Origin of the sequence: Aurantimicrobium minutum (genome assembly GCF_029892845.1) — a bacterium.
Taxonomy (GTDB): domain Bacteria; phylum Actinomycetota; class Actinomycetes; order Actinomycetales; family Microbacteriaceae; genus Aurantimicrobium; species Aurantimicrobium minutum_B.
On record NZ_JARXVT010000004.1, the window covers coordinates 187,302 to 213,493 of the forward strand.

Genomic DNA, 26,192 nt, shown 5'->3' on the forward strand with positions numbered 1-26,192 from the left:
TAAGAAGAAGCAGACCAAAGGACATATTTCTAGGCTAGCACTGAGCTACTAGAAGCCCAATCGCTGAAGCAATTTGGGATCTCTTTGCCAATCTTTGGCAACCTTCACGCGCAAGCTGAGGAAGACCTTCTGGCCTACCAGTGGTTCGATTGCGGCACGCGATCGCTGACCAATATCTTTCAGGCGTTCTCCACCATTACCAATGATGATGCCTTTTTGGCTGTCGCGTTCAACGAAGACGTTTGCATAGATTTCGAGGAGGTCTTTATCTTCCCTCTGAATCATGTCATCGAGAGTAACTGCGAGAGAGTGAGGCAATTCTTCATGAACGCCTTCAAGAATTGTTTCTCTGATGAGCTCAGAGATTCGCTTCTCTAAATCTTCATCAGTGTTCTGCTCCAAGGGATACAGAGCTACACCTTCAGGCAAAAGCTTGATGAGTTCATCAGCTAAAAGATCAACCTGATCATCGCCCACTGCTGAAACAGGAATGATCGTGGACCAATCACGCAGTTCTTGGACTTCGAGAAGGCGGGTAGCAATTGCCTTTTTAGACGAGACATCCGTTTTGGTGATCACCGCAACCTTCACAGCACGAGGATATTTATCCAGCTGTTCATTGATGAAGCGGTCTCCGGGACCAACGGGTTCGTCCGCAGGAAAACACATCCCGATAACATCTACGTCACCGAGCGTGGCAGAAACCAGCGCATTGAGACGTTCACCCAGGAGTGTTCGAGGGCGGTGAATACCGGGAGTATCGACAAGAATTAATTGCCCAGTAGGGCGATTAGTGATGCCCCGAATAGTGTGACGGGTGGTTTGCGGTTTTGAAGAGGTGATGGCCACCTTCTCCCCCACAAGTGCATTGGTCAGCGTTGACTTACCCACGTTGGGACGCCCGACAAGAGAAACAAAACCTGAGCGTGGTGGGGTGTCAGGACTCTCCCCGCGCTTTTCTGCCTTAGACGGACGAGCCATTAGTTTCCCTCTTCCGTGAAAGCCTGACGAGCATCAATCAAATCCTGATCTGCCTCCACAATCGCACGCATCACACGCTTGCGGTGGGAACCACTGCGGTCTGCTTCAATAATCAGACCACTGATGGTGACTTTATCTCCTACTTCGGGCACCCGGCCTAATTCCTTGGCCAAAAGCCCACCAACAGAGTCAACATCATCATCATCAAGCTCTAGACCAAAGAGTTCACCCAGCTCGTCCAAAGGTAAACGAGTGGCAACACGGAAAAGCTGGTCACCAAGTTTTTCAACTTCAGGGGCGCCACGGTCATGTTCATCAGCAATGTCACCCACAAGTTCTTCAATGAGATCTTCCAGGGTGACCAAACCAGCGATTCCACCATGCTCGTCCACCACTAATGCAAGGTGAGTGTGCTGTGCTTGCATCTGCTTAAGGGTGTCATCAGCCTTCTTAGACTCCGGCACAAACATGGCAGGGCGAGCAAGATCTTGTGCAGTGAGTGAAGCGAATTCTGTTGAGTTTTCAAAGGAACGTCGCGATACGTCTCGCAAATTCAACACACCAACCACTTCGTCCACATCATCGGCGATAACAGGAATACGGGAGTATCCGGAATCGAGGAAGATTTTGGTGGCGGCAGTGAGGGTGGCATCAGCATCAACCGTGACCATGTCAGTTCGAGGAACCATGACTTCGCGAGCGACAGTATCTCCCCATTCGAAAATTGAATGGATGAGTTCTCGCTCATCACTTTCAATGACGTCGTGTTTCACAGCCTCGTCAACCATGCTCAGCAATTGATCTTCAGATGCAAACGACGTCGTGCCAGGGCGACCAGGTGTGACTTTGTCACCCATAGTGACCAAGAAATTTGCGAGAGGGCCAAGAATGACTCGGAAGAAATGAATCATGGGTGCAGAAACATTGAGTACTGCTTCAGGATGAGCTCGGCCCACTGAGCGGGGACTTGAACCTGCTAACACGAAACTGGCGACAGACATGATGAAAATCGCAAGCACAAGCGCTGCCCAATAGGGCAAACCAGCAGTAACCAATTGAAGTGTGACCAGCACTGCTGCAGCAGTCTCAGCCAAGATACGAACAAAAGTTGTCACGGTTCGGTGCGGACCGAGGTCCTGGGCAAGTGCCACGAGGGAACGTCTGGATCGACGACCTTGTGCCTGCTCTGTGATGTCATCAGTGGACAGAACGCCCATGGCAGACTCGCTGGCTGCCATCAGACCACCAAAGCTAATCAGCAGGATGAGTCCGACAACCGTGAGGAATAGTGTCACTCTGAATCGCGCTGTTTCTCGCTCATGGTGTAGCCAATGATCAAATCACGTTGCAGGCTAAACATTTCTTTTTCCTCTTCAGGTTCTGCGTGATCAAAACCAAGCAGGTGGAGGATTCCGTGTGCTGTGAGATAAAGCAGTTCATCCATAGTGGAATGACCGGCACCTTCTGCCTGCACTTCAGCAACCTGTGGGCAGAGAACGACATCACCCAAAACCCCTGGAGGTGTGATGATGTCATCATTTCCAGGTCGTAGTTCATCCATAGGGAAACTCAAGACATCAGTGGGACCTGGCTCCCCCATCCACTGAACATGTAGTTGTTCCATCGCTGCTTCATCGACTAAAACGAGAGCAATCTCAGCATCTGGATGAACTCGCATGGCATCAAGACAGTAGGTTGCTAAGCGCTGAAGGGCAGCCTCATCGATGTCGTAGGTTGACTCGTTGTTTACTTCGATGCTCACTGAGCACTCTCCTTGGAGTTTTCACGGCGGTGTCGTGCTGCCAGTGTTTTTTCGTCGTATTCGCTGTAGGCATCGACGATTCGTCCCACGAGTGAGTGACGTACAACATCAGCACTTGTCAGTCGTGCAAAGTGAATGTCGTCAATGTCATCAAGAATCCCGGTGACTAACCGCAGTCCGCTCGCCGTGCTCGGGAGATCAACTTGAGTAATGTCTCCGGTGATAACCATCTTCGAATCAAACCCCAAACGTGTGAGGAACATCTTCATTTGTTCTGGAGTAGTGTTCTGGGCTTCATCGAGGATGATGAAGGAGTTATTCAAAGTTCTGCCACGCATATATGCCAGCGGCGCCACTTCGATTGTCCCCACAGCCATGAGCTTGGGAACTACTTCGGGATCAAGCATTTCATTGAGTGCATCAAACAATGGCCGAAGGTACGGATCGATCTTGTCCGTCAGACTTCCTGGCAAGAAGCCTAAGCGTTCCCCTGCTTCAACGGCAGGACGGGTCAAAATAATTCGTTCAACTTCTTTGCGCTGAAGTGCCTGGACTGCTTTAGCCATGGCTAAATAGGTCTTGCCTGTACCAGCCGGACCAATTCCGAAGGTAATAATGTGGTCGTCAATAGCTCTGACATATTCTTGCTGGCCCAGAGTCTTTGGACGAAGCGTCTTGCCACGGGTGGACAAAATGTCCTCACCTAAGACAGCTGAGGGCGAAGTATGAGGATGGGCATCCTGTATGTGCTTGGATTCGGCAACATCGGTGGGGGTTAAATCTTGACCATTACGCACCATGGTCAATAGTTCTTTCATGAGCGCTTTTGCAGCAATAACTTGATCTGTTGCCTCATCACCGATGACTTTGGGAAGTAGACGAATCTCGTTTCCTCGCACGTGTACGTCCACAAGTGGGTATTGACGCTCGAGATTCGTGAGCAATCTGTCTTGTGCCCCGAGAAGTCGCACCATTTCGATGCCATCAATAGTGATGACGTCGTCCGCCGAAGGGTTAGGCAAGTGATTGCTCCTGAAGTCCGCCAGATAGGACATGGGCATGAACATGGAAAACGGTTTGTCCGACTGTTTCACCCGTGTTGAAGGTGAGACGGTATTCACCGTTGGCATGAAGAGTTGCAAGATTATGGGCAGTGGCAACAATTTCAGCGAGCAGTTCAGGATCTCCTGCGGCAAGTTCGGTCACATTTGCGAATTGGGAAACCTTGGGAATCACGAGCAAGTGAACAGGTGCCTGCGGTGCAATGTCTCGAATGGCAATGACTCGATCATTTTCAAAGAGGATCTCCGCAGGAATATCCCTGTTGATGATCTTGGTGAAGATTGATTCGGAAGTAGACATAGTTCTAGCTTAACAACGCCCTAGCTTGGCGTTGAGTATCGCCAAGGCGGCTGGTCCTGCGGTAGATGTTCGCAGAATATTCGAACCGAGAGTCACGATTGTTGCTCCTGATTCAGCAAAACGAGATAACTCAGCATCCGTGATGCCGCCTTCTGGGCCAACAATTATCGCAATAGAACGCTGATCGAGTTCGACCTGACTGAGCGGAATTGTTCCTGTGGGGTCGAGAACAAGAACATTAATGCCGTCTAGTTCAGCTCCCAATTGGGCAGTTTTCAGGTGAGGACCAACTCGGGGAATGAATGGTCTAATCGACTGTTTTGTCGCTTCGCGAACGATCGCAGACCATCTAGCAATTCCCTTGTCAACCTTGGGGCCTTCCCACTTAGACACACTTCGATCAGCTGCCCACGGGATGACAACGTCTATTCCTAATTCGGTAGCCGCTTCGACGGCTCGTTCATCTCGATCTGTTTTAGCAAGCGCCTGCACGAGGTACAACTGGGGATGAGAAAGTTCTACCTGCTCAACAGATAACACCTGCAGTTCAACGGTGTCTTTGGAAGTTGACTGAACTTCACCGGTAATCAACAGGCCTCGACCGTTTCCAATCGCCACGATCTCTCCAACACGTACTCGTGAGACAGTTGACGCATGCCGACCCTCTGGACCGTCAAGAAGAACTGTCGCTCCTACCGTGGTGGCTTCAAGCGAATCTGCGAGATAGAAATGAGCCATATTTAGACGTTAAAGAAGCGGTCTCGTAGTTTGGAGAACATCCCCTGTTGGAAATGTGCCAATTGCGGCGCTGACTGCTTGCGCCCTTTGGCAAAACTCTCGATTATTTCTTTTTCTTTGCCACTGAGTTTTGTTGGCGTGACAATGTGAATGCCCACTTTGAGATCTCCTCGACCATTGCCACGAAGTCGAGTAATTCCCCGGTCTTTCACCGTCAGGACTTCTGAACCTTGTGTCCCCGGCTTGATCTCGACTGAAACGTCCCCGTCGAGCGCTGGCACGGTCACTTTGGTTCCCAGGATGGCGTCGGTCATCTGAATTTCGAGGGTGCAGAGAAGGTCGTCGTTATCTCTGCTGAAAATTTCGTCGTTGTTGACCTTGATCTCAAAATAGAGATCTCCGTTTACGCCGCCAGCTTGTCCAGCTTCACCAGCTTGGGTCATGTGCAGGCGAACTCCCGTGTCCACTCCAGCGGGGATATCTAGAGGTATCGAACGAGTTGCACGAACTCGCCCCTGACCCTGGCATGAGCTACATGGAGCCGGAATGGTCGTTCCATATCCCCTGCAGCTTCCACAGGGATTTGAGGTCATGACGTTGCCGAGAAGTGAGCGAACTGCACGCTGGATTGTTCCAGAACCTCCACAGATGTCGCAGGTGGCCAGGGATGTTCCTGGCTGACAGCACGAACCAGAGCATGTTTCACACACCACGGCAGTATCGATGTCAATGTCTTTATGAACCCCGAAGATGACATCTGCGAGATCAACCTCAACACGAAGGAGAGCATCTTGGCCGCGTTCCATCCTGGAACGAGGACCACGTTGTTGACCACCACCAAAGAAGGTTGAGAAGATGTCACCGAAGTCACTGAAACCACCACCACCACCAAATCCAGCCTGTGGCCCCAGGTCATATTGTTGACGCTGAACGGGATCACTCAGCACCTCATATGCGTGAGTAACAAGTTTGAACTTCTCCTGAGCACTCTCATCAGGGTTCACATCTGGGTGCAGCTCACGTGCAAGGCGGCGATACGCCTTCTTGATTTCTTCAGGGCTCGCTTCACGCGAGACACCGAGGACGTCGTAATGATCAGCCACGAAGGCATTCTCCTTTGGGGTAACAGTTACTGTGCGTCGAGGACACGGGTGAGGTATCGAGCTACTGCTCGAATGGAGGCAATGTTGTTGGAATAGTCCATCCGGGTGGGGCCTAACAATCCAAGTGTTGCTGACTCCCCCGCGGAGGTATATCCGGTGGCGAGCAAACTTGTTTGCTCCAGACCGGTAGTGCTGTGTTCACGGCCAATACTGACAGCAACTTCATGAGCATCAGACGTCATCTCGGAGAGAAGCTTGAGCAAGATGACCTGCTCTTCAATAGCGTCCAAGACAGGATAAATGCTCCCGTGGAAATCATCTTCCGTGCGCACTAGGTTTGCCGTGCCAGCCATAACGAGCTTTTGCTGACGATTGGCTTGAATACTGTCCGACAAGGCATTGGCAATGAGGCTAGTTGCAGAAGCTAGTTGCGGAGAGACAGTTCTTGTCAACGAGCCAACGGAATCAGCAAGCTCGGTAAGAAGCTTCCCTGCAACTTGAGCATTAATGCTTGCTCGAAGCTCAGACAGTTCCTTCTCAGACAAGTCAACGTCTAAGTCCAACAGTCGTTGCTCTACTCGACCGTTATCGGTGATGACAATGCACAAAGCCCGGCGATTGCCGAGGGAAACCAGCTCTATGTGACGCACACGTGTCACGCCCAAGGTGGGATATTGAACTATCGCAACCTGGTTCGTCAGTTGAGAAAGAAGGCGAACTGTTCGTCCCAACAGTTCATCGAAATCGACGGATTCGTCTAAGAAGTGATCGATGGCCTGCTTCTGCGCGGAGCTAATGTGCTTAACCTCTGCAAGATGGTCAACAAACAGGCGGTAACCCTTGTCTGTGGGAACTCGTCCGCTCGAAGTATGAGGAGCAACAATGAGCTCCTCTTCTTCAAGAAGTGCCATGTCATTTCGAATAGTGGCAGCGGACACACCAAACTGGTGACGATCCACAATTGCCTTGGAGCCGACCGGTTCGCGCGATGAAACATAGTCCTGAACTATTGCTCGAAGGACTTCAAGACCGCGTTGAGAAACCATGCAATCCTCCTTCAATTCATCGCTGGCACTCGACCATTCTGAGTGCTAATACTACCGCGAGAAAGCGTGTCTGTGCAGTTAGGAAAAGGTAAGCCGACGGACGACTTCATCAGCGCGGAGGCGGCCAGCAAGAGTCAGTACTAGTCGTTTGTTGATTGCTGAAGTTCCATCTATCAAGCCATCAGCGATAAGTGAAGCCACAGCAGTGTTATCTAGTTCTGCCGTAGAAATACCTTCACGTATGCGGCTTCCTAATAAGACATTTTCTAGGGCAACTGCAGTTAGATCAGGCTGTTCCCATCCAGCTGCAGGAGAATGACCATCCGCAAGTCGTTGAGCATAAGCGGCAGGATGTTTCACATTCCAGAATCGAACTCCACCAATGTGAGAGTGTGCACCTGGCCCATACCCCCACCAATCATTTCCTTGCCAATAGGTGAGGTTATGCACGGATCTCTGATCAGGAGAACGAGCCCAGTTGCTCACTTCGTACCATTGAAAACCGGCAGCAGAGAGAAGCTTTTCAGCTAACTCATACATATCCGCTTCAAGATCATCATCGGGAACAGGTAACTCTCCCCGACGTATCCGACGCTCTAATGCTGTCCCGTCCTCAACGATGAGTGCATAGGCAGAAATATGGCCAGTGCCGAGAGAAATGGCAGCTTCCACAGATTCTTGCCACTGCTCCAAGGTCTCCCCTGGGGTGCCATAAATCAAGTCAATACTGACTTCTAAACCTGCTTGTTGAGCTAGTGACACTGCGTGGGCAACAGATGCGGGGTTGTGAGTTCTGTCTAACGTTGCAAGCACAGAGGGAACGGCAGATTGCATGCCGAGGCTCAGACGAGTGAATCCAGCTTCCGCCAGTTTCTGTACATAGTCATCCGTGATGGTGTCCGGGTTTGCTTCCGTCGTAATTTCGACTCCGGGAGCAAATGCATGTTGAGTGCGGAGAAGCTCAAGTGCCCGGACCAGATCTTCAGCCGGAAGCAGTGTGGGAGTGCCTCCCCCAAAAAAGACAGAAGTCAGTGCGCGCACAGGGAGTTCGGAACGAGCCAGAACTTGACCAGAGAGCTCAATTTCTCTTGCCAACTCGTCTATGTAGGTTGACTGAGACGTCCCGCGAAGTTCTGTAGCTGTGTACGTGTTGAAGTCACAGTACCCGCAACGAACGCGGCAAAAAGGAACGTGAACATATGCGCTCATGGTGCGCTGTTCTGCCCCGATGTTGACACCAACAGGCAAAGAACCGTCAGCAGGCATTGGATTGCCCTCAGGAAGCGGTCCTGCCATGAGTTAGGCCGTGCGAGCAGGAAGGAGAGAACGAACGTACTGTCGACGCTGAAGCCACTGGCGCAAACGAATCAGAGGTGAAAGATAGAAATACTTTCGACCTTCAGCAATCGCCGTTACGGATCGCACAACAGACCAAACGGAATCATCATCACGCCATTCAACGCTGAAGAATTCTTCACCGATGATCGGCTCTAGATCGAGGGTGCCGAGTGCGTAACCCATACGACGCTCTTCACGAACCACGTAAATTACGCGGTGACTTGTGGTGACGTCATAAGGGGTCCACATTTTTGCTAGCTCAACTGTGGTTCCTGCCGATAAGTAGGGAGTCCCATCAGGTGCAAAGAGTTGGTCCAAGGCATCAGCAGTTGGAGGAACCGGTGCGCCAAACTCATTGAACAACAAGCCGTTGTAGCCCTCTGAGTGAGCTTCATTCACAGAAACTACTTCAAGGTGCGAACCGCGTGGAACACCCCAGGTCATTAGGGCTGCCGTTGCGGCATCAAAGCGTTCTTGTCCACTTCCTAACCGAAATTCAGACTGAGTGGAACGAAAACCTGTCGGAGGGAACACGAGGACGTCAGCAGCTTGTGTAGCACCGACTGAACCGTAGCTGACCGCACGATCACCTGCGAAATTACTCCGGCGTTGTGATTCAGACATTTATTTCTTCTTCACTTCTTCATCGCCTTGCAATGCTGCAATAAAGGCCTCTTGAGGAACTTCGACGCGTCCCACCATCTTCATGCGCTTTTTACCTTCCTTCTGCTTTTCCAGAAGTTTGCGCTTACGAGTGATGTCACCGCCGTAACACTTTGCCAGGACGTCCTTACGGATAGCAGAAATAGTTTCACGAGCAATGATTCGTGCACCAATAGCCGCCTGAATGGGAACCTCAAATTGCTGGCGTGGAATAAGTTTCTTCAGGCGCTCGGTCATCATGAGGCCATAGGCATATGCCTTGTCCTTGTGAACAATGGCACTAAATGCATCTACTTGTTCGCCCTGAAGAAGAATGTCGACCTTAACCAGGTCGGAGTCTTGCTCTCCTGCTTCTTCATAGTCAAGCGAGGCATAACCCTGTGTGCGACTTTTGAGGTGATCGAAGAAGTCAAAGACGATCTCACCAAGAGGAATCTCGTACTTCATCTCGACACGATCTTCACCGAAGTACTCCATGCCCAAAAGATTTCCGCGACGACTCTGACACAGCTCCATGATGGTGCCGACATAATCTTTGGGAGTCAAAATACCTGCCCGAACCAAGGGTTCAGACACACGAGTGATTTTGCCAGTGGGGTATTCACTCGGGTTAGTGACCGTCACCGTTTTCTTATCTTCGGTTGTGACTTCGTAGGGCACTGAAGGTGCGGTCGCAATCAAATCAAGACCGAATTCGCGTTCGAGGCGTTCGGTGATGATCTCCAAGTGGAGAAGCCCGAGGAATCCACAACGGAATCCGAAACCTAACGCTACGGAAGTCTCAGGTTCGTAGTTCAGTGACGCATCAGAGAGTTTGAGCTTGTCGAGAGCTTCACGAAGTACTGGGTAATCCGAACCATCAATGGGGTAGAGACCAGAAAAAACCATGGCCTTCGGGTCTGTGTACCCAGGAAGTGCTTGAGTTGCCGGCTTCACCGAGTCAGTTACGGTATCACCCACTTTGGACTGGCGAACATCTTTCACACCCGTAATGAGGTAGCCAACTTCTCCGACGCCGAGACCTTGTGAGGGAATGGGCTCTGGTGAACTAACACCAATTTCAATGAGTTCGTGAGCAGCTTTGGTGCTCATCATCTGAATGCGTTGACGTGGCTTGAGGGAGCCATCAATAACTCGAACGTAGGTAATCACACCTCGATAAGCGTCATAAACAGAGTCAAAAATCATGGCACGGGCTGGTGCATCTGCATCACCGACTGGCGCAGGAATCTTGTCGACAACGAGGTCAAGAAGTTCCGCAACACCCATTCCTGTTTTACCGGAAACGCGCAAGACATCTTCTGGCTTGCCACCGATGAGATCAGCCAATTCTTTGGCGTACTTCTCTGGATCTGCAGCTGGAAGGTCAATTTTATTGAGCACAGGAATGATGGTGAGGTCATTCTCCATAGCGAGATACAAGTTCGCCAAGGTCTGAGCTTCAATCCCTTGTGCAGCATCAACGAGAAGAATCGCACCCTCACACGCAGCCAACGAACGGCTCACTTCGTAGGTGAAGTCAACGTGGCCGGGGGTGTCGATCATGTTGAGTGCGAAAGTTTCACCATTGAGCTCCCAGGGCATACGAACTGCCTGGCTTTTGATTGTGATGCCACGTTCGCGTTCAATATCCATGCGGTCAAGATATTGAGCACGCATAGAACGATCGTCGACAATGCCCGTAATCTGCAGCATGCGGTCGGCAAGGGTCGACTTACCGTGGTCAATGTGAGCGATGATGCAGAAGTTGCGAATCTTCGCTGGGTCAGTTGACGCAGGCTGCAGTGGTTTCGTGGCGCGAGGAGACATAGAACCTCTAGTCTCCCACGAACTACGACACAGTTTTAGCAACTGCCACTCTTACTGGTAGTGTTGGTTCTTGGCTTACGTGTAGTCCCACCTACACGATTCGTCGCGAAGAGCCCTCTACCTCTGGTGCGACACAATCCAAACGTAAATACATCGAGTGAAAGACACGGTTAACGTGGCAAACATTAAGTCGCAGATCAAGCGAATTGGCACCAACGCAAAGGCAACTGAGCGCAACAAGGCTGTGAAGTCAGAGGTTAAGACCGCTGTCCGTGCAGCTCGCACTGCAGTAGCAACCGGAGACAAGGCAGTTGCTGAAGCAGCCTTGAAGACCGCAACCAAGAAGCTCGACAAGGCAGTAAGCAAGGGTGTTCTTCACAAGAACAACGCTGCTAACCGCAAGTCAGCTATTGCTAAGAAGGTTGCTGCTCTCTAAGCACTCTTTATAAATATGGCCTCCACATAAGTGGGGGCCATATTTGTTTAAGTCTGCAGCGGTCGGAAGCTAGCGCTTCCCATAGCTGGCGACAACGTTAACCATGCGTTCAAGTGCGTAAATGGGATCACGAGAGGCACCTTTGACGTTGGCGTCTGTCTGGGCAATGACTTCAATCGCATTACCCAATCCAGTTTCACTCCAGCCGGAGAGATCTTTACGCGCGCGGTCAATTTGCCAGGGTGCAGCACCCAACGCTCCGGCAAGTTCTCCAGAGCCTCGTCGTTCTCCATAAAGCTTGGCCATCAAACGTAGCTTGGCGGCAAATGTAGCCACGATAGGAACTGGATCTGCTCCGGATTGCAGGGCGTGGCGCAACGTGACTAACGAATCACCGAGACGGCCTGCGACAGCCGAATCTACAACTTTGAACGCTGTTGCTTCGATACGACCACCGTAGTAATCCTCAACAGTGCGATCTGTTATGTCACCATCAGCATCTGCAATGAGCTGTTGACAAGCATTTGCTAGTTCGGAACCTGAACCTGAGAAAGCTTGAACTAAGGAGCGAAGCGCACTGGGGGCAATCTTCCTCCCAGCAAGACGGAATTCATTTCCCGCAAAGTCAAACTTGTCGTTGTCGCTTTTGAGTTCCGCGCAGACAATCTCGACAGCTCCGCCAGTGCCTGAACGGAGAGTGTCGAGCAGTTTCTTACCTCGAACTCCCCCACCGTGACGAAGAACAACCGTGGTGTCAGAATCAGGCGATTCTGCATAGTCCAGCATTTCAAGCAAGAACTCGTCGTTGCATTTCTCTACATCACTGACCCGGATGAGACGTGGTTCACCAAACAATGAAGGGCTTGCCAGGGTAAGGAGCTCTCCTGGCGCATAGGAACTGGCATCTAAGTCACTCACTTCGAGGGATGCGTCAGAAGCTTTAAGGATCTCTCGAATGTTCTGGATTGCTCGGTCTGCGAGAAAACCTTCTGCGCCAGAAACTAAAACGATGGGGGCAGGCTTGGCGTTGTTCCATGAGAGTTGCTCTATCGCAATCTTTGCCTTACCTGCCATGGATTTAGCCTAATGCTCTGTCCAGACACTCAAGCCCGAAGATCTCGCACTGATCAGTATCAACCCGTCATTATCAGTTCGCGGAGTGAGTGCACCGAGGTCAGTTAACAATGAGAGTGTTTCGCTTCTGGGATGCCCATAGTCATTTTCTGCACCCACAGAGAAAAGACCAATGGCTGGATTCACTTTTTCATAGAGAGTAGAACTTTGATCTGCAGATCCATGATGTGCCACCTTCACCACCTGGACAGTTGGAAGGTCTACCGTGTTCATCAATGCAAGTTGGGCTTCCTGGCCTAAGTCTCCAAGAAACAAAGCTCTAAACGAGGGGAATGCAACCAGGAGCGTCACTGAACCGGGATTTCCTAGCTCCATCGTTGGATGTTGGGTATCGGGCCATAAAACCTGCCATTGGGACTCCCCCAGAGCACCGGAAAGCCCTTGAATACCCCTCTGAAGACGGGCACCAGCGCGGCTGAGCTCAGTGAGTAGTCCTTCGTCCTCTGCATTTTCTGGTTTGCCCACAATCGCGTGGTCTACTTTCCCCATCACTGCATCTAGACCACCCACATGATCTTTATCGAAGTGAGTCAACACCAAGAGATCAATGTGAGTAATTCTCAATTGCTCCAAACACTTCTTCATCGGCTCAGGGGTGCGCCCAACATCAATAACAGCAACTTGTCCCTTGCTTTTAAGCACGAGGGCATCACCTTCTCCAACGTCACACGCAGCAACACTCCAATCATCTGGAAGTGACGATGAAAAAGTGAATCCACTGACTAGTGCTGAAACACCCCAGATAGCACCCGACATCACGATGACAACTGCCGACGTGTTCCGGACAATCATCTTCGGTGCCAAAAGAGCTAACAACACAAGTACGGAAAGCATTGCCGCAGAAAAGGCGCCACTCATGCCTTCAAACCAAGGAAGCTGGGCTTGAGGGAAGCTTGCAATGAGTGATGCTGTGTGACCTATCCATTGCGCAGGCAACCAGGACATCCACAACAACGGCAACGCTAATCCAGGTGCCCACCAAACAACCAAACACGCGACGAGTCCAATAACTGTGGCAACAGGTGCAGCAGGTGCTGCAATGACATTGGCAAGTACGCCATAAGTCGGAAGTTGTGGACTGAGAAGAATGATGAAGGGCTGACACAGGAGCTGCGCCGATAGCGGTATTGCAATCATCGCTGATAACCAAAATGGCAACCATCTGCTGAGACTCATTGTGAGTGGTCCCGAGAACAACACAATCCCAGCGGTTGCTGACACCGACAAGATAAATCCAAAATCGATCGCCCACCACGGATTCCATAACAACATCAACAGTGTTGCAAGAGCGAGAAGAGGTATCCCAGAACCCGGCCTGCCACTGAACAAAGACAACATGACAACCATTGCCATAACTGCTGCTCGAAGAACACTGGGTTGAGGCGTGACCAAGACGACAAAGGCAACCAGAGCCACCGAAGCAGCTATCAGTCTCACCTTTCTCCCCGCACCACACAGTGCAGCAATAGACATGACGCTGGCGGTCACAATTGCACAGTTCGCCCCAGAGACCGCAGTGATGTGAGTGAGAGAGACCACCTTCATTGCATTACTCAACTGCTCACTGACTCTGCTGGTATCGCCAATGGCGAGACCCGGAATCAACTGCCCACCATAATCAGGAAGCTCTGCCGTGGCAGTCAGAAAAGAATTCCTCAGCACATCTGCCCACGCAAGCCACCACGGTGACTGAACTTGTTCAGGATTATCCCAAGGTTGTGTCTCTGTATGATTGGGCAGCTGAATCAGCCACGCAACCAACAACGTAGCTGTGACGATGCCACTGAGACCCAAAATTGGCTGAAACCGAATCACTGCAAAGCCACACAAAGTAAAGAGCAGAATTACTCCTCCTGCGACAGGAGCGACAAGTGGCCTAGAGTCACTCCATACGAGAGCGGCAGCGAGCACAATCCACCCGAAAAGTACGGGAAGAAATAAACGAAGATCAGCTGCGATTCTGATTGTTTTCACAACGTGACAAGATCTCTAATCCCAGCAAACAACTTGTCGCCAATTCCTGACACCTCATTGAGTTGATCAACGGAGGCGAAACCACTGTTGCTATTCCTCCACTGCACAATTCGTTCGGCCAGAGTTGGGCCAATGCCAGGCAAAGAGTCGAACTGCTCGGCTGTCGCCGAATTCAGGGATAACGTGCCACCTTGATCGGAAGAGCCATTGACATTACAGTTCTGATCTTTCGAAGGTATGGAGAGTTGCTCTCCGTCCTTCACCTCCCGAGCGAGATTCACTCCACATTCGGCCGCGGTGGAGAGCAGACCACCTGCGGACATCACTGCATCAATAACCCTGGAACCAGAATTCAATTCATAAATGCCGGGGTTATTCACTTCGCCGATGACATGGATGAGTACAGTTCCCAATACTGTCGAGTCTTGTTCGGAAACCATCATGGGTGACGCTGTGAGATTGTGCGGGATTTCTACGCTTCTACCAACAGAGCTCAGTGATGACGCAATGATTGTGATGATCACTATTGCTAAGCCAGCAATAGTTGCGGTTCCAACTGCGAGTTTCACACGAATACGACTGTGCTGTAATTTACCGCTGAACAGATCCTCTGTCTCAGAATCATCAAGTCCCATCACACGTCTGAGGTTGTGGGTGATCACATTCATCAGCCGAGAATACGAAAAATTGTGTCTCTAAAATCTGAGGGGCAAGAGGGATGTGGAGTAATACTCACTTATCAGTGAGGTGGAGAACTACTGGCGAGCCCACTCAAGTGGAGCAGTAAGTGGCAATACGGTGAACAAGTGAGCATCGCGTCGAATGTGCAGAGTAAGAAACGTATCCCGTTTCTTCAATTAGCCAAAACGATTATTGCCACGTTATTGGCTTGGTTTGCTGCTCTAGCTGTCTACCCCACAGAACAGCCCATATTCGCAGCTATTGCCGCGATTATCGTGATCCAGCCCAGTATTAACCAATCACTGGGCAAAGCTATAGAACGAAGCACAGGCGTTGTACTGGGAGTCGCTATTGCTCTCGTTGCCAGCCTGATCTTCGGAACTCCCAGTTGGCTTGTCCTTGCCGCAATCATGGTGGCCTTCATAGCTGGTTGGGTTTTCAAATTTACCCCTGGAACGGCAAATCAAATTGCCATCAGCGCGATGCTGGTCATTGCAATTGGCTCTGCTACTCCCGAGTATGCAGTTGGACGTATCGTCGAGACAATCATTGGTGCGAGCATTGCTTTCATTGTCAATGCAGTAATCGTCCCACCCGTTGCGATTGGGCCCTCACAACAAGCCATTGCAACACTAGGAGCAAATATTGCGGAAGTTCTAGAAGACATCGGCAGTGTATTGCGACGAGAGACCAGCTATGAAGTGCTCTCTGACATCAACACACGAGCGCGTGAACTGAGGCCACAACTTGATCGTGCACAAGCAACCTTGCGCTCAGCACAAGAAGGTCTTCGTTTCAACGTCTTCAAAGGCACGCACGGGAAAGATCTAGATTCTCAACAGCAATTGCTAGAACAGCTTGCTGTTCTCGTCACACGAACAATTGGAGTTGCCCGTGGTGTTCGAGATAACTACGACGAAACAGTGATTGCTGAGCCCGGCATTGCTCAAATAGCCGAAGAATTCCTCCGATCAGGGCACGATTTGAGGCTGCTCGTTCGTGACGCAGGATTGCCAGCCACGAAACAAGCACACCCTGACACTCAGGAAATGCCTGCCCTCACCGAACCCATCCACTTGAGCCCTCCGTCAGGTTTCAACTGGATTTTGATCGGGTTCCTTATGGAAAATCTTCGCCGTATCCGAGATGAGATCACGGGAAGTGGCGACTAGTAGGTCACCCGGATAAAACACCGCTCATCGCAAGGAGGAATCCACGATTCAGCCTCTGGGTAAAGCATTCTGCGAAGAGTCAGCACACGTCGAACAGAGTCATCGAGTTGGGCGGAAGAGATCTGGCCTGTATTCACTGCAGACACGACCCCAGAAACGATCGCCCCTGCATCGAAATCTGAACCAGCTACATACAACAAGACATCGTTTCCAGCTGCCAGAGCAAGTACGGCGTTATTCACTCGATCCGCATATTCAGGCAGGTGAGACTGTTCCAGCATCGTCATGTCATCGGTAATGATTACTCCGGAGAAACCGAGGTTATCTCTGAGGATGTGGTGCCAGGTCTTCGAGAGTGAAGAGGGAGTGTTATCAACTGCAGGGAAGGCGAGGTGTCCAAACATCACCATAGACGTCCCTGCATCAATCCCCGCCTGAAAAGGGATGGCATCGGAAGCAAGCCATTGGTCAAATGTCAACGGAGAAAGAGGGACGCCAACATGAGAATCCCCAGGGGCGCTGCCATGCCCCGGGAAATGCTTGATAGTACTCAGCACCGAAGGACCTTCACCGGTCACAGCAGCGGTTACTCTTTCGGCAACCGAAGTTGGATCTCCCCCGAATGAACGACCATAAATGAATGACTGAGGATCTCCGGAAACATCCGCCACGACACCAAAGTTTAGGTTGACGCCAACACTCGAAAGAAGTTCTCCTCTACCCGTAAAAGCAGAATAGGTGGCTGACGCAGGTTCATTCCTTAAGGTGTCCGCTCCAGCAAAATCGTCGTAGGGCAGACGCTTGATCAGCCCACCCTCTTCATCAATACCGATAAGCCTGGGCAGTTCCGGAGATCCTGCAATTACACTAGTTTCTTCAGCAAGCTCGGTGGAGGTTGCAGGAACATTACTGCCCATGACAATAAATCCGCCGAGTTCATTGTCTTGAACAAATGCGTGAAGCGAGGCGGGATCAGTCCCTGGGTAATTGGCAATGATCAGAGAACGAATCTTTTGTTCTAACGTCATCGAGGCGAGCACATTCTCGACATAGAAATCGACGGGGTGACTCCCCCACTGCTCTACCTCTGGAACAGAATTAATGCGGGTGTAGTTTGCTGGATCGCCAAAACGGTCGACAGGAGGCGCTACAAACAAAGAAAATGCCAACACTGAAGTAACAGCTGTCCCGCTGATCACAGCAGCCCAGAGAGCTATCGGGTGTTGGGTCTTGCTCACTCTTGGAGTTTAGCTAGGCAAGAGAAAGAAACAGCTTCTCCAGCTCAGCAACCGTTGGTGCGTCCTTATCTGCGGAACCGCCAGAGGTCATACATTCCTGCATAGCTTTGGCAATAATGGCAAAGCCTGCTTTATCGATGGCTCCTGATACCGCAGAGAGTTGAGTCACAACGGCGCGACAATCTCCGCCAGCTTCGACAGCCGTGATTACTGCAGCTAATTGGCCCTGTGCACGTTTCAGTCGGTTGACAATAGCCTTGTGTTCCTCGGGGGTTACGTCAGTCATTTCTGATCTCCTTTCGAGGCCATACCGGCCTTCCATGTGAGGTAGCCACCATCTAGGTTGACTGCTTCAATTCCTTCTTGGGCCAAAATACGTGTTGCTGTGTGACCACGTTGGCCAACCTGACAATGGACGACTACTTTTTTCCCACGCAACTGCTCTAAGTTCTCTCGAAGAGTGTCCAGGGGGATGTTCATGCTCTCGGGCATTGATCCGAACTTATGCTCTCCCACAGTTCTAACGTCGAGGACTTCCCAGCCATCAGATCGAAAGTTCTCTAGTTCGTGCCATTCAATCGTTGAGGTGAACCCCTCAGCTACGTTGCGGTTGATGTAACCCAACATATTGATCGGATCTTTAGCAGAACCATGCTGTGGGTCGTAGGCAAGCTCGAGCTGCGCCAGCGCGGAAGCGGTAATTCCTGCAAACATTGCTGTTGCAATCACATCTATGCGCTTATCAACACCTGTTCCACCAACGCCTTGCGCACCGAGAATCTGGTCGTTATCAGCATCCACGATGAGCTTGAGACGCATCGTTTCAGCGCCAGGATAGTAAGCAGCATGGTTTGCGGGGTGAGCATGAACGATGCGAATGTTCCGGCCTTGTGTCCTGAGCGCAGTTTCAGTCCATCCCACAGATGCTGCAGCTAAACCTTCAAAAGTCACAATTGAAGTTCCTAATGCAGGGGTTGCAGGAACAACAGGTGCATGTGCGATTGCATTAGCTACCGAGTGCCCGTGCCTATTCGCCAAACCGGCCAGAGTAGCCAGACGAGGTTCGCCAGAAATCGCATCTGTCTTTTCCGCAGCATCACCAACAGCAAAAATGCTGGGGTCACTTGTGCGCTGCTGTTCGTCAGCCCAAATGCCTCCGTTTTCACCGATTCGCAAGCCAGCTAATTGGGCAAGTCCAATTTCAGGACGCACACCCATTGCAGAGAAAATTACGTCTGCAGAAATCTCCTCACCAGTGGAGAGGGTGACTGTTTTTTTGGTGTAATCAACTGCAGTGGTGTTGAAACGAATATCCACACCAGCTGCTCGCATTCGTGTGGTTAACATCACGGCCATCTCAGGGTCGAGATTCTTCATGAGTTGATTACCACGCTGAAGCAAGGTGACGCTAAGTCCACGTTTAATCAGGTTTTCAGCAACTTCTATGCCAATGAATCCTCCCCCGAGCACTAGCGCCGTAGAAGGCTTGGACCCCAACCAGGCCATTGCGCGATCAAGGTCTTCAATGTCACGCATGGACATCGCACGATCAGCCCCAGGTTGACCAGGCATAACCGGAGCAGCACCAGGCGAGAGAACAAGGAAGTCATAAGACTCGACATAGTCAGTTTTGTCTTCAAGGTTGCGAACAGTCACTGTTTTCTGCTCACGATTAATGTCGACTACTTCACTTTTTACTCGAACGTCTAAGGCGAAACGTGCTGCCAACGACGCCGGTGTCTGCAACATGAGTGAAGAACGCTGCTCAATTGTCCCGCTCAGGTGATAGGGCAGACCACAGTTCGCAAAAGAGACATATCCACTGCGTTCGAGAACTACGATTTCTGCGTGTTCATCGAGACGACGCAGACGAGTAGCGGCAGACATTCCACCTGCAACGCCGCCGATAACTACTACCTTGAGGGGTTGAGACATAACTCAATCATATACCCCTAGGGGTATCTTTACGAGATGTTACTTGTCCATCTCAGCGAGGAGTTCGCGAACTCGAGGAACCACAACTTCGCCATAGAGTCGAATGCTGCTCATTAGATGCTCGTGTGGCAGTGTTCCCAAGCTGTACTTCAGATCGAAGCGAGAAATCCCTAGACCATGAATGCTTCGAGCTAGTTTCTGGGCAACTGTTTCAGGAGAACCAGCAAATAGAGCCCCTTCAAGGCCTGCTTCGTGATCAAACTGTGCTCGAGTCAACGGTGGCCAGCCACGAGTGCGACCAATGCGCTCATGCATGACTTGATAATGAGGGAACATGAGGTTCTTTGCTTCGTCATCGGTTTGTGCGATAAATCCAGGTGAATGCTGCCCGATAGGGAGAGGTTCTAGTTCCAGCTGAGCGAGTGCCTGGTGATAGAGATCGACATAAGGGCGGAAACGTAATGGGTCTCCCCCAATGATGGCCAACATCAACGGCAAACCGTATTGGGCAGCGCGAACAACAGACTGAGGACTGCCACCAACACCAATCCACGTTTTGAGCTTGCCCCCTTCAACAGTTGGGTAAACCATCTGCTCATTCAATGCGGGGCGGATAGTCCCCTGCCACGTTGTGGGGCCACCCTGGACGAGATGTGCAAAGAGATCCAGCTTCTCCTCAAACAGTCTTTCGTAATCCTGCAGATCAAACCCAAAAAGTGGGAAGGATTCTGTAAAAGAGCCTCGACCCACAATTACTTCAGCTCGACCGTTGGAGACGGCATCTAAGGTGGAGAACTTCTGAAAAACGCGGATGGGATCATCTGAACTCAGCACTGTAACTGCTGACCCCAGGTGAATGTTCTTGGTTTGAGCGGCAATAGCTCCCAGTAACACTTCAGGCGATGAGACAGCAAAGTCATCTCGGTGATGCTCACCAATTCCGAAGAAATTCAATCCAACCTCATCGGCAAGAACTGCCTCGGCTGCCACGTTGCGAAGTACTTGCGCCTGGGAGAGAGGTTTTCCATTCAGATCCTCTGTGACATCGCCGAAGGTGTCTAATCCGAATTCAATAACTTTCGCCACAATGTTCCCTTTTCTTTGCTGCTGTCGCCAACAGCAAGGATAAGCGGAAATTCACCGTTTCTATTCCTTCATTCGGTTCTTATGACAGAATTATCACCAGTGATATCCAAAGACGGATATCGCATACCATTCACAACGGATCGTCCGGCACGTACCTGCCGGTGAAGGAGCACTAATAGTCATGGCTACAGTTACATTTGATAACGCCACTCGCCTCTACCCCGGCACTACCAAGCCCGCAGTAGACAAAATCAACCTCAAGGTTGAAGATGGCGAATTCCTCGTTCTTGTCGGACCTTCGGGTTGCGGTAAGTCAACAACCTTGCGCATGCTTGCCGGCCTCGAAGAGGTCAACGGCGGCCGCATCCTGATCGGCGACCGTGATGTCACTGATGTTCCTCCCAAGGACCGCGACATCGCTATGGTTTTCCAGAACTACGCCCTCTACCCCCACATGACCGTGGCAGAGAACATGGGTTTTGCGCTCAAGATTGCTGGTATCAAGAAGGAAGAACGCGCAGAGCGTGTCCTCGAGGCCGCAAAGCTCCTTGACCTCGAGCAGTACCTGGACCGCAAGCCCAAAGCACTTTCTGGTGGTCAGCGTCAGCGTGTAGCAATGGGACGAGCAATCGTTCGTAAGCCTCAGGTATTCCTCATGGATGAGCCACTTTCTAACTTGGATGCAAAGCTTCGTGTACAGACTCGTACCCAGATCTCTTCACTACAGCGTCGTCTGGGCGTCACCACTGTTTACGTGACACACGACCAGGTTGAAGCACTCACCATGGGTGACCGCATCGCAGTCTTGAAAGATGGATTGCTTCAGCAAGTCGGCACACCCCGCGACCTGTATGAGCGTCCAGCAAACAAGTTCGTCGCTGGATTCATTGGCTCCCCTGCAATGAACCTCTTCCCTTCCAAGGTTGTTTCCGGTGGTGTTGAGTTTGGTAACACCGTTGCCAAGGTCGACGCAGAAGTAACCAAGAAGGCAACTGGAGCAGTCACCGTAGGTATTCGTCCCGAAGACCTCACAGTGAACAAGGACAAAGGCCTCAAGATCAAGGTTGACGTCGTTGAAGAGCTCGGTGCAGACGGCTACCTTTACGGACACGTCATCATCGACGGTGCTGAGCACAGCATCACAGTTCGTGTAGATGGTCGTGACCACCCTATGCGCGGTGATGAAGTATTCGTACTTCCCACTGAGAAGCACATTCACGTCTTTGACGCAGAATCTGGTGAGCGTCTCTCCGGAGCAATCTCTCACTAATTCACAGCTGAATCTGTCAGATTCATCAGTACATCTCGTGCACCGTTGCCCGCGATCAGTTATCTGGTCGCGGGCAACTCACTTAAGAGAAGAGAAACGTCAATGAGTGGTTCACTCAACATCACTGCTGCAACGGTTGAACCTGGTTTACTCGCGTTACCCTGGGATGTTCCATTGGAGAACTGGCCTGACGACACCATCACGGCACTCCCTAAAGGTATTTCGCGCCACATAGTGCGCTTTGCACAACTTGACGGTTATGTGATCGCCATCAAAGAAACAACTGATGAGATGGCACAAGGCGAATACGAGATGCTTCGTAATTTGCAGAAGATTGAAGTGCCCTGCGTGGAACCTGTTGCTGTCGTTCAAGGACGAACAGATGTAGAAGGGAACCCTTTACCCTCAGCACTTGTCACTCGTCACCTCAAATTCTCGATGCCTTTTCGTGCACTTTATTCCACAACTCTGCGTCCAGAAACAGCACAACGTTTAGTGGATTCACTCGCCCTGCTCCTTGTCAGACTTCACAATGTGGGTTTTTTCTGGGGTGACGTGTCTCTGTCGAATACCCTTTTCCGCCGTGATGCTGGTTCCTTTGCGGCTTATTTGGTTGACGCTGAAACCGGCAGGCTTTATGACAGCCTGACGAAGGGTCAACGTGAACATGATCTAGAGATCGCCCGAGTCAATATCGCCGGTGAGCTCATGGATATTCAGGCCGGAGGAAAGCTTGATTCAGACATCGACCCTGTTGCCACAAGTGATCGAATTATGGCCAGTTATGACACTTTGTGGCATGAACTCAATGACCCTGAACTTCTCGAACAAAATGAACTCTGGAAGATCAACAAACGCGTGCAACGCTTGAATGAACTTGGTTTCGATATTGAAGAGCTCTCTATCAAAACAGATGCTGATGGCACCAAGGTTAAAATTCAACCCAAGGTGGTGGACTCAGGTCACCATGCACGCCGCCTACTGCGCCTGACGGGGCTAGACACAGAAGAGAACCAAGCCAGACGCCTCCTCAATGATTTAGATTCATATTCCGCAACTGTGAGCTTGCTCAACCTTGATGAGGAAGTTGTTGCACACTTGTGGCTGACGAGAGTTTTCGAACCTGTCATTCGGGCAGTTCCAGAGAACTTAGACAGCAAACTTGAACCAGCTGAAGTTTTCCACCAGGTTCTGGAACACCGTTGGTTTATGTCCCAAGAACAGGCCCGAGACGTTCCCCTGAACGAGGCCGTTCGGGATTACATAGAAAACGTGCTTCAGTACCGCAGGGACGAAGAAGTCGTAATCAATCCCCCCACTGGAACATTCACTGCTGCGGTGGACATCATTCGCGATGACGATGATTTCGAATACAACGACGAACCGATGCCCCCGCGTGGTGCAGATGAACCTGAGCGGGATTGGCGCGACCTGGTTTAGCCTGTAGTTATGCGTGCCGCCGTAGCCACCAGCCAAGACTTTGACAACCCTCTTGCAGGACTAGTCGTCCAAGAAATGCCAGAGCCTGAAATTCCTACAGGTTGGGCCAGGGTACGTCTCGTTTCAGCCTCGCTTAATCCACACGATGTATGGACTCTGCGTGGGGTAGGCCATCCCGCTGAGCGAATTCCCATGATCTTGGGTTGTGATGGTGCCGGGTACACCGATGACGGCAAACCGGTCATTATTTATCCTGTTGTTGCTGACGCGGCGCGTGGAATGGGCGATATGACGATGGATCCGCAGCGTTCCATCATCAGCGAGCTCTATAACGGTACTTTTGCCGATTACATTGTGGTGCCAGAAGGCAGCCTCGTTCCCAAGCCTGAATGGCTGAGTTTTGACGAAGCAGCTGCAATGGGTATTGCCTGGGGAACTGCCTATCGCATGCTGTTCACCCGTGCTGACCTCAAAGCCGGTGACAGGGTTTTAGTTCAAGGGGCGTCTGGTGGCGTTGCCAGCGCCGCCATAGCTCTTGCCAAGGCAGCTGGAGCAACTGTGTACGTCACAGCTCGAGATGAGCGCAAAAGGCAGTTTGCACTCGATTTAGGCGCAGATGCAGCTTTCGAGCCTGGTGCACGACTGCCCGAGAGAGTAGATATCGTCGTCGAGACAGTGGGAGAGGCTACCTGGTCACATTCCCTCAAGTCACTTCGCCCAGGTGGAACTGTCGTGATTTGTGGCGCAACGTCAGGTCCTCATGCAAACGCAGACCTGAACAGAATCTTTTACCAACAGTTGAGCATTATTGGTTCAACCACGTGCACATTGGCAGAGTTCTATAACTGCCTGCGCGTAATGGAAGAATCTGGTGCGCGACCCGTCATTGATCACTGTGTGAGTCTTGAGGATATCCAAGACGGTTTCGCAGCACTGATTGACGGAAACAACCTAGGAAAAATTGTTGTCCGGATTAGTGAAGAAAAGTAAGTCTTAGAGAACTTTCTTCACGACGGAGGACTTGAGTTGCATCTGGCCAAAGCCGTCTACCTTGCAGTCAATGTCGTGACCATCTGAAGCGTCCGGTACCAAGCGAATGTTGCGCACCTTGGTTCCAACCTTGATGTCCTGAGGGAAACCTTTTACCTTGAGGCCTTTGACCACGGTGACAGTGTCGCCATCAGCAAGAACGTTTCCAACGGAGTCCTTGATAATCGAAGAATCATTAGCCTGATCTTCTTCAGGGTTCCATTCGTGTGCACATTCTGGGCAAACCAGCAAGGCACCCATCTCGTAGGTGTATTCACTTGAGCAGTGTGGGCAAGGGGGCAGAGTTTCTGACATGTCAATCCTTTGAACCTCGAAAACATATCACGTAGCCTTGGGTCATGAAGATAGCCCTCGCCAATGATCATGCAGGACTCGCACTCAAAAACGAGATTGCTGCCTGGCTCACGATTCAAGGTCATGAGGTGATTGACTTCGGAACTGACAGCAGTGACCCCGCCGATCTACCGGATCATGTTTATCCAGCAGCAAAGTCAGTTGCTCTGGGGGAAGTTGATCGCGGGATATTCGTTGACGGGGTTGGATATGGCTCAGCCATGATTGCCAACAAAGTCAACGGCGTCTATGCCGCAGTCTGTCAGGACTCCTTCTGTGCAGAATTGGCACGAAGCCATTCAGATACCAACGTGCTGTGTATCGGCGGCAAGATTATTGGCTCTGCTCTCGCCATGGAGATTGTGCGGGTGTGGATGACCACAGAATGGCTTGGTACCCACGATGAGAAATATGCTCGGCGCGTAGCCAAAGTCGTTGAGATCAATAACGAAAATCTTCAGCCATTGGAGAGATAGAGACCCTGTAAGTTTCCCTGCCATTACGCAGGATCGAGGTCTAGATTCAACCTGAGAGCCGGCGTGGGAGTACGCTCGGAACAGGGGATGATTTTGCTACACAAGCTACCGGTTCACTCAGTGCTGATCACAACAGCAATTGCTTTACCGAGCTTTGTTCTGGGATCTAGTTTCGCTTTGGTGGCCAGCTCTGCTGTGACTTCACCCATCGTGATAGAAGCTATTGATCCCCCGCGTTCCGAACATGCTGACGGTGTTCTCACCACGGCAAAGCCCTCAGTGGCCCCCGTAGCTGAAGTTATTGTGGATGAACCTGTTCGACCTCAACCGCCTACTCCACCTGGTGTTGAAGTGGTTCCTGATGCTCCCAACAACATCTCGATTTACACTCCCCCTGAGGGTTTCGTCTATAACGGCACCCGAATGGTGAACCTGAGTTCATCAGATATTCCTAGTTGGATTTCTTACGAGGTCAATAATGACAACGAGCAATCTGGCGAGGATGAGGTGTCGTGGAACTCATCCCTTTATGTGTTCTATAACAACAAGTTTGGCCAGACCTACCAATACGATCCCATTGAGGTTCATGCACATTGGTGGGGAGATCCTGGTACAAGTCCGGACCACGATTCCATCGTGAACTACATCGATAACAAAGATGCTCTCACCGTGAACTTTGTGGTCTCAGCTCATCGCGTGACAAGCATGATGCCTCTGTCCTGGATGGCGACCACCACCGGTTACCGAAACCCATGGGCCTGGAAAATGGAAATTGACCCACGCCTCAGCGATGAAGTGTATAAAACAGTGGGGGCCTTGATGTACATCGTCGAACTCAAGAATGGTCAATTACAGAACGAACCGATTCGACTTCATAAAGAGTTCTACCCCACTGGCTGTTCTGAGATAGACGTAACGTATCTCAGGTCGTGGGTGAACCGATTTGCGAGCGGAGAATACGACATCACCACAGGGGAACCAGCGGTTATTCCAGTGCCCACTCCATAAAGAACCAGTGGGTGGTTAAACAAAGAATTCCTCGCAGTTGCGAGGAATTTCTTGTGGATCTGAGGGTGTCTAGGTTCACGACCTTGTTGACACATGAGTCGCGTCCTTATTAACACTAGATGAGTCGCGTCCTTGTTGACACTCTGGAGCAATGTCG

Annotated in this window: 26 protein-coding genes; 7 read left to right on the forward strand and 19 right to left on the reverse strand. The window is 51.0% G+C overall.

The features are described 5' to 3' along the window. Positions 1 to 48: 48 nt before the first annotated feature. The 11 genes from era to lepA form a co-directional block, all read right to left on the reverse strand. On the reverse strand, positions 49 to 981 hold the full coding sequence (gene era / locus M2118_RS06910) for a GTPase Era (protein WP_280795189.1): 933 nt from the start codon (positions 979 to 981) through the stop codon (positions 49 to 51). Further along, positions 981 to 2,276, reverse strand: a complete 1,296-nt coding sequence (locus M2118_RS06915; protein ID WP_280795190.1) for a hemolysin family protein — start codon at positions 2,274 to 2,276, stop codon at positions 981 to 983. The genes era and M2118_RS06915 overlap by 1 nt, the downstream gene beginning before the upstream one ends. Beyond that, a complete protein-coding gene (gene ybeY / locus M2118_RS06920; protein ID WP_280795191.1) occupies positions 2,273 to 2,743 on the reverse strand; it encodes an rRNA maturation RNase YbeY in 471 nt (156 codons plus the stop codon). Before ybeY ends, M2118_RS06915 begins: the two co-directional genes overlap by 4 nt. Beyond that, positions 2,740 to 3,798 carry a PhoH family protein gene (locus M2118_RS06925; protein ID WP_432418387.1) on the reverse strand — a complete coding sequence of 353 codons (1,059 nt, stop codon included), beginning with the start codon at positions 3,796 to 3,798 and terminating at the stop codon, positions 2,740 to 2,742. Before M2118_RS06925 ends, ybeY begins: the two co-directional genes overlap by 4 nt. Next, on the reverse strand, positions 3,758 to 4,105 hold the full coding sequence (locus M2118_RS06930) for an HIT domain-containing protein (RefSeq protein WP_280795192.1): 348 nt from the start codon (positions 4,103 to 4,105) through the stop codon (positions 3,758 to 3,760). The genes M2118_RS06925 and M2118_RS06930 overlap by 41 nt, the downstream gene beginning before the upstream one ends. Positions 4,106 to 4,114: 9 nt before the next feature. Then, a complete protein-coding gene (locus M2118_RS06935; protein WP_280795193.1) occupies positions 4,115 to 4,843 on the reverse strand; it encodes a 16S rRNA (uracil(1498)-N(3))-methyltransferase in 729 nt (242 codons plus the stop codon). Positions 4,844 to 4,845: 2 nt separating this feature from the next. Further along, on the reverse strand, positions 4,846 to 5,946 hold the full coding sequence (dnaJ, locus tag M2118_RS06940) for a molecular chaperone DnaJ (RefSeq protein WP_280795194.1): 1,101 nt from the start codon (positions 5,944 to 5,946) through the stop codon (positions 4,846 to 4,848). A gap of 26 nt (positions 5,947 to 5,972) precedes the next feature. Next, positions 5,973 to 6,992, reverse strand: coding sequence for a heat-inducible transcriptional repressor HrcA (gene hrcA / locus M2118_RS06945; RefSeq protein WP_280795195.1), 1,020 nt, complete (start codon positions 6,990 to 6,992; stop codon positions 5,973 to 5,975). Positions 6,993 to 7,070: 78 nt separating this feature from the next. Further along, positions 7,071 to 8,288, reverse strand: coding sequence for a radical SAM family heme chaperone HemW (hemW, locus tag M2118_RS06950; RefSeq protein ID WP_280795196.1), 1,218 nt, complete (start codon positions 8,286 to 8,288; stop codon positions 7,071 to 7,073). 3 nt (positions 8,289 to 8,291) lie between these two features. Further along, positions 8,292 to 8,954, reverse strand: coding sequence for a DUF1990 family protein (locus M2118_RS06955; protein WP_280795198.1), 663 nt, complete (start codon positions 8,952 to 8,954; stop codon positions 8,292 to 8,294). Beyond that, on the reverse strand, positions 8,955 to 10,802 hold the full coding sequence (gene lepA / locus M2118_RS06960) for a translation elongation factor 4 (RefSeq protein ID WP_280795200.1): 1,848 nt from the start codon (positions 10,800 to 10,802) through the stop codon (positions 8,955 to 8,957). Positions 10,803 to 10,977: 175 nt separating this feature from the next. On the opposite strand from lepA, the gene rpsT reads away from it, so the two are divergent. Next, positions 10,978 to 11,238 (forward strand): 30S ribosomal protein S20, encoded by a 261-nt coding sequence (gene rpsT, locus M2118_RS06965; protein ID WP_280795230.1) that lies wholly within the window; start codon positions 10,978 to 10,980, stop codon positions 11,236 to 11,238. Between the two features lie 69 nt (positions 11,239 to 11,307). Here rpsT and holA read toward each other — a convergent pair whose 3' ends face one another. Genes holA through M2118_RS06980 form a run of 3 tightly spaced genes read right to left on the reverse strand, consistent with a single transcriptional unit; the run spans position 11,308 to position 15,014 of the window. Beyond that, positions 11,308 to 12,312 (reverse strand): DNA polymerase III subunit delta, encoded by a 1,005-nt coding sequence (gene holA / locus M2118_RS06970; protein ID WP_280795201.1) that lies wholly within the window; start codon positions 12,310 to 12,312, stop codon positions 11,308 to 11,310. Positions 12,313 to 12,321: 9 nt separating this feature from the next. Further along, positions 12,322 to 14,346, reverse strand: coding sequence for a ComEC/Rec2 family competence protein (locus tag M2118_RS06975; protein WP_280795202.1), 2,025 nt, complete (start codon positions 14,344 to 14,346; stop codon positions 12,322 to 12,324). Continuing rightward, complete coding sequence (locus tag M2118_RS06980; protein WP_280795203.1) at positions 14,343 to 15,014, reverse strand: ComEA family DNA-binding protein; 672 nt, start codon at positions 15,012 to 15,014, stop codon at positions 14,343 to 14,345. The genes M2118_RS06975 and M2118_RS06980 overlap by 4 nt, the downstream gene beginning before the upstream one ends. A gap of 138 nt (positions 15,015 to 15,152) precedes the next feature. On the opposite strand from M2118_RS06980, the gene M2118_RS06985 reads away from it, so the two are divergent. After that, positions 15,153 to 16,199, forward strand: coding sequence for an FUSC family protein (locus M2118_RS06985; RefSeq protein WP_280795204.1), 1,047 nt, complete (start codon positions 15,153 to 15,155; stop codon positions 16,197 to 16,199). Here M2118_RS06985 and M2118_RS06990 read toward each other — a convergent pair. Genes M2118_RS06990 through M2118_RS07005 form a run of 4 tightly spaced genes read right to left on the reverse strand, consistent with a single transcriptional unit; the run spans position 16,196 to position 20,458 of the window. Beyond that, a complete protein-coding gene (locus M2118_RS06990) occupies positions 16,196 to 17,437 on the reverse strand; it encodes a glycoside hydrolase family 3 N-terminal domain-containing protein (protein ID WP_280795205.1) in 1,242 nt (413 codons plus the stop codon). The genes M2118_RS06985 and M2118_RS06990 overlap by 4 nt on opposite strands. Before the next feature lie 13 nt (positions 17,438 to 17,450). Next, positions 17,451 to 17,723 (reverse strand): metal-sensitive transcriptional regulator, encoded by a 273-nt coding sequence (locus M2118_RS06995; protein ID WP_280795206.1) that lies wholly within the window; start codon positions 17,721 to 17,723, stop codon positions 17,451 to 17,453. Next, positions 17,720 to 19,372, reverse strand: coding sequence for an FAD-dependent oxidoreductase (locus M2118_RS07000; RefSeq protein ID WP_280795208.1), 1,653 nt, complete (start codon positions 19,370 to 19,372; stop codon positions 17,720 to 17,722). The genes M2118_RS06995 and M2118_RS07000 overlap by 4 nt, the downstream gene beginning before the upstream one ends. Before the next feature lie 39 nt (positions 19,373 to 19,411). Further along, positions 19,412 to 20,458: an LLM class flavin-dependent oxidoreductase gene (locus M2118_RS07005; RefSeq protein WP_280795209.1), complete on the reverse strand. Its 1,047-nt coding sequence runs from the start codon at positions 20,456 to 20,458 to the stop codon at positions 19,412 to 19,414. 181 nt (positions 20,459 to 20,639) lie between these two features. Between M2118_RS07005 and M2118_RS07010 the strand changes: the two genes are divergently transcribed. The 3 genes from M2118_RS07010 to M2118_RS07020 all read left to right on the forward strand — a co-directional run bounded on the left by M2118_RS07010 (position 20,640) and on the right by M2118_RS07020 (position 24,158). After that, complete coding sequence (locus M2118_RS07010) at positions 20,640 to 21,728, forward strand: ABC transporter ATP-binding protein (protein ID WP_280795210.1); 1,089 nt, start codon at positions 20,640 to 20,642, stop codon at positions 21,726 to 21,728. Between the two features lie 102 nt (positions 21,729 to 21,830). Further along, positions 21,831 to 23,168: a DUF4032 domain-containing protein gene (locus M2118_RS07015; protein WP_280795212.1), complete on the forward strand. Its 1,338-nt coding sequence runs from the start codon at positions 21,831 to 21,833 to the stop codon at positions 23,166 to 23,168. A 9-nt stretch (positions 23,169 to 23,177) separates the two neighbouring features. Further along, the gene (locus M2118_RS07020) at positions 23,178 to 24,158 is read left to right on the forward strand and encodes a zinc-binding dehydrogenase (RefSeq protein ID WP_280795213.1); all 981 of its coding nucleotides are present in this window, start codon (positions 23,178 to 23,180) and stop codon (positions 24,156 to 24,158) included. A gap of 3 nt (positions 24,159 to 24,161) precedes the next feature. Here the strand turns inward: M2118_RS07020 and M2118_RS07025 are convergent, their stop codons facing one another. Next, the gene (locus M2118_RS07025; protein WP_280795214.1) at positions 24,162 to 24,512 is read right to left on the reverse strand and encodes a zinc ribbon domain-containing protein YjdM; all 351 of its coding nucleotides are present in this window, start codon (positions 24,510 to 24,512) and stop codon (positions 24,162 to 24,164) included. 44 nt (positions 24,513 to 24,556) lie between these two features. Here M2118_RS07025 and M2118_RS07030 point away from each other — a divergent pair, with 44 nt between their 5' ends. Next, positions 24,557 to 25,027, forward strand: coding sequence for an RpiB/LacA/LacB family sugar-phosphate isomerase (locus tag M2118_RS07030; RefSeq protein ID WP_280795215.1), 471 nt, complete (start codon positions 24,557 to 24,559; stop codon positions 25,025 to 25,027). Between the two features lie 120 nt (positions 25,028 to 25,147). Next, on the forward strand, positions 25,148 to 26,035 hold the full coding sequence (locus tag M2118_RS07035; protein WP_280795216.1) for a hypothetical protein: 888 nt from the start codon (positions 25,148 to 25,150) through the stop codon (positions 26,033 to 26,035). Positions 26,036 to 26,192 lie beyond the last annotated feature (157 nt).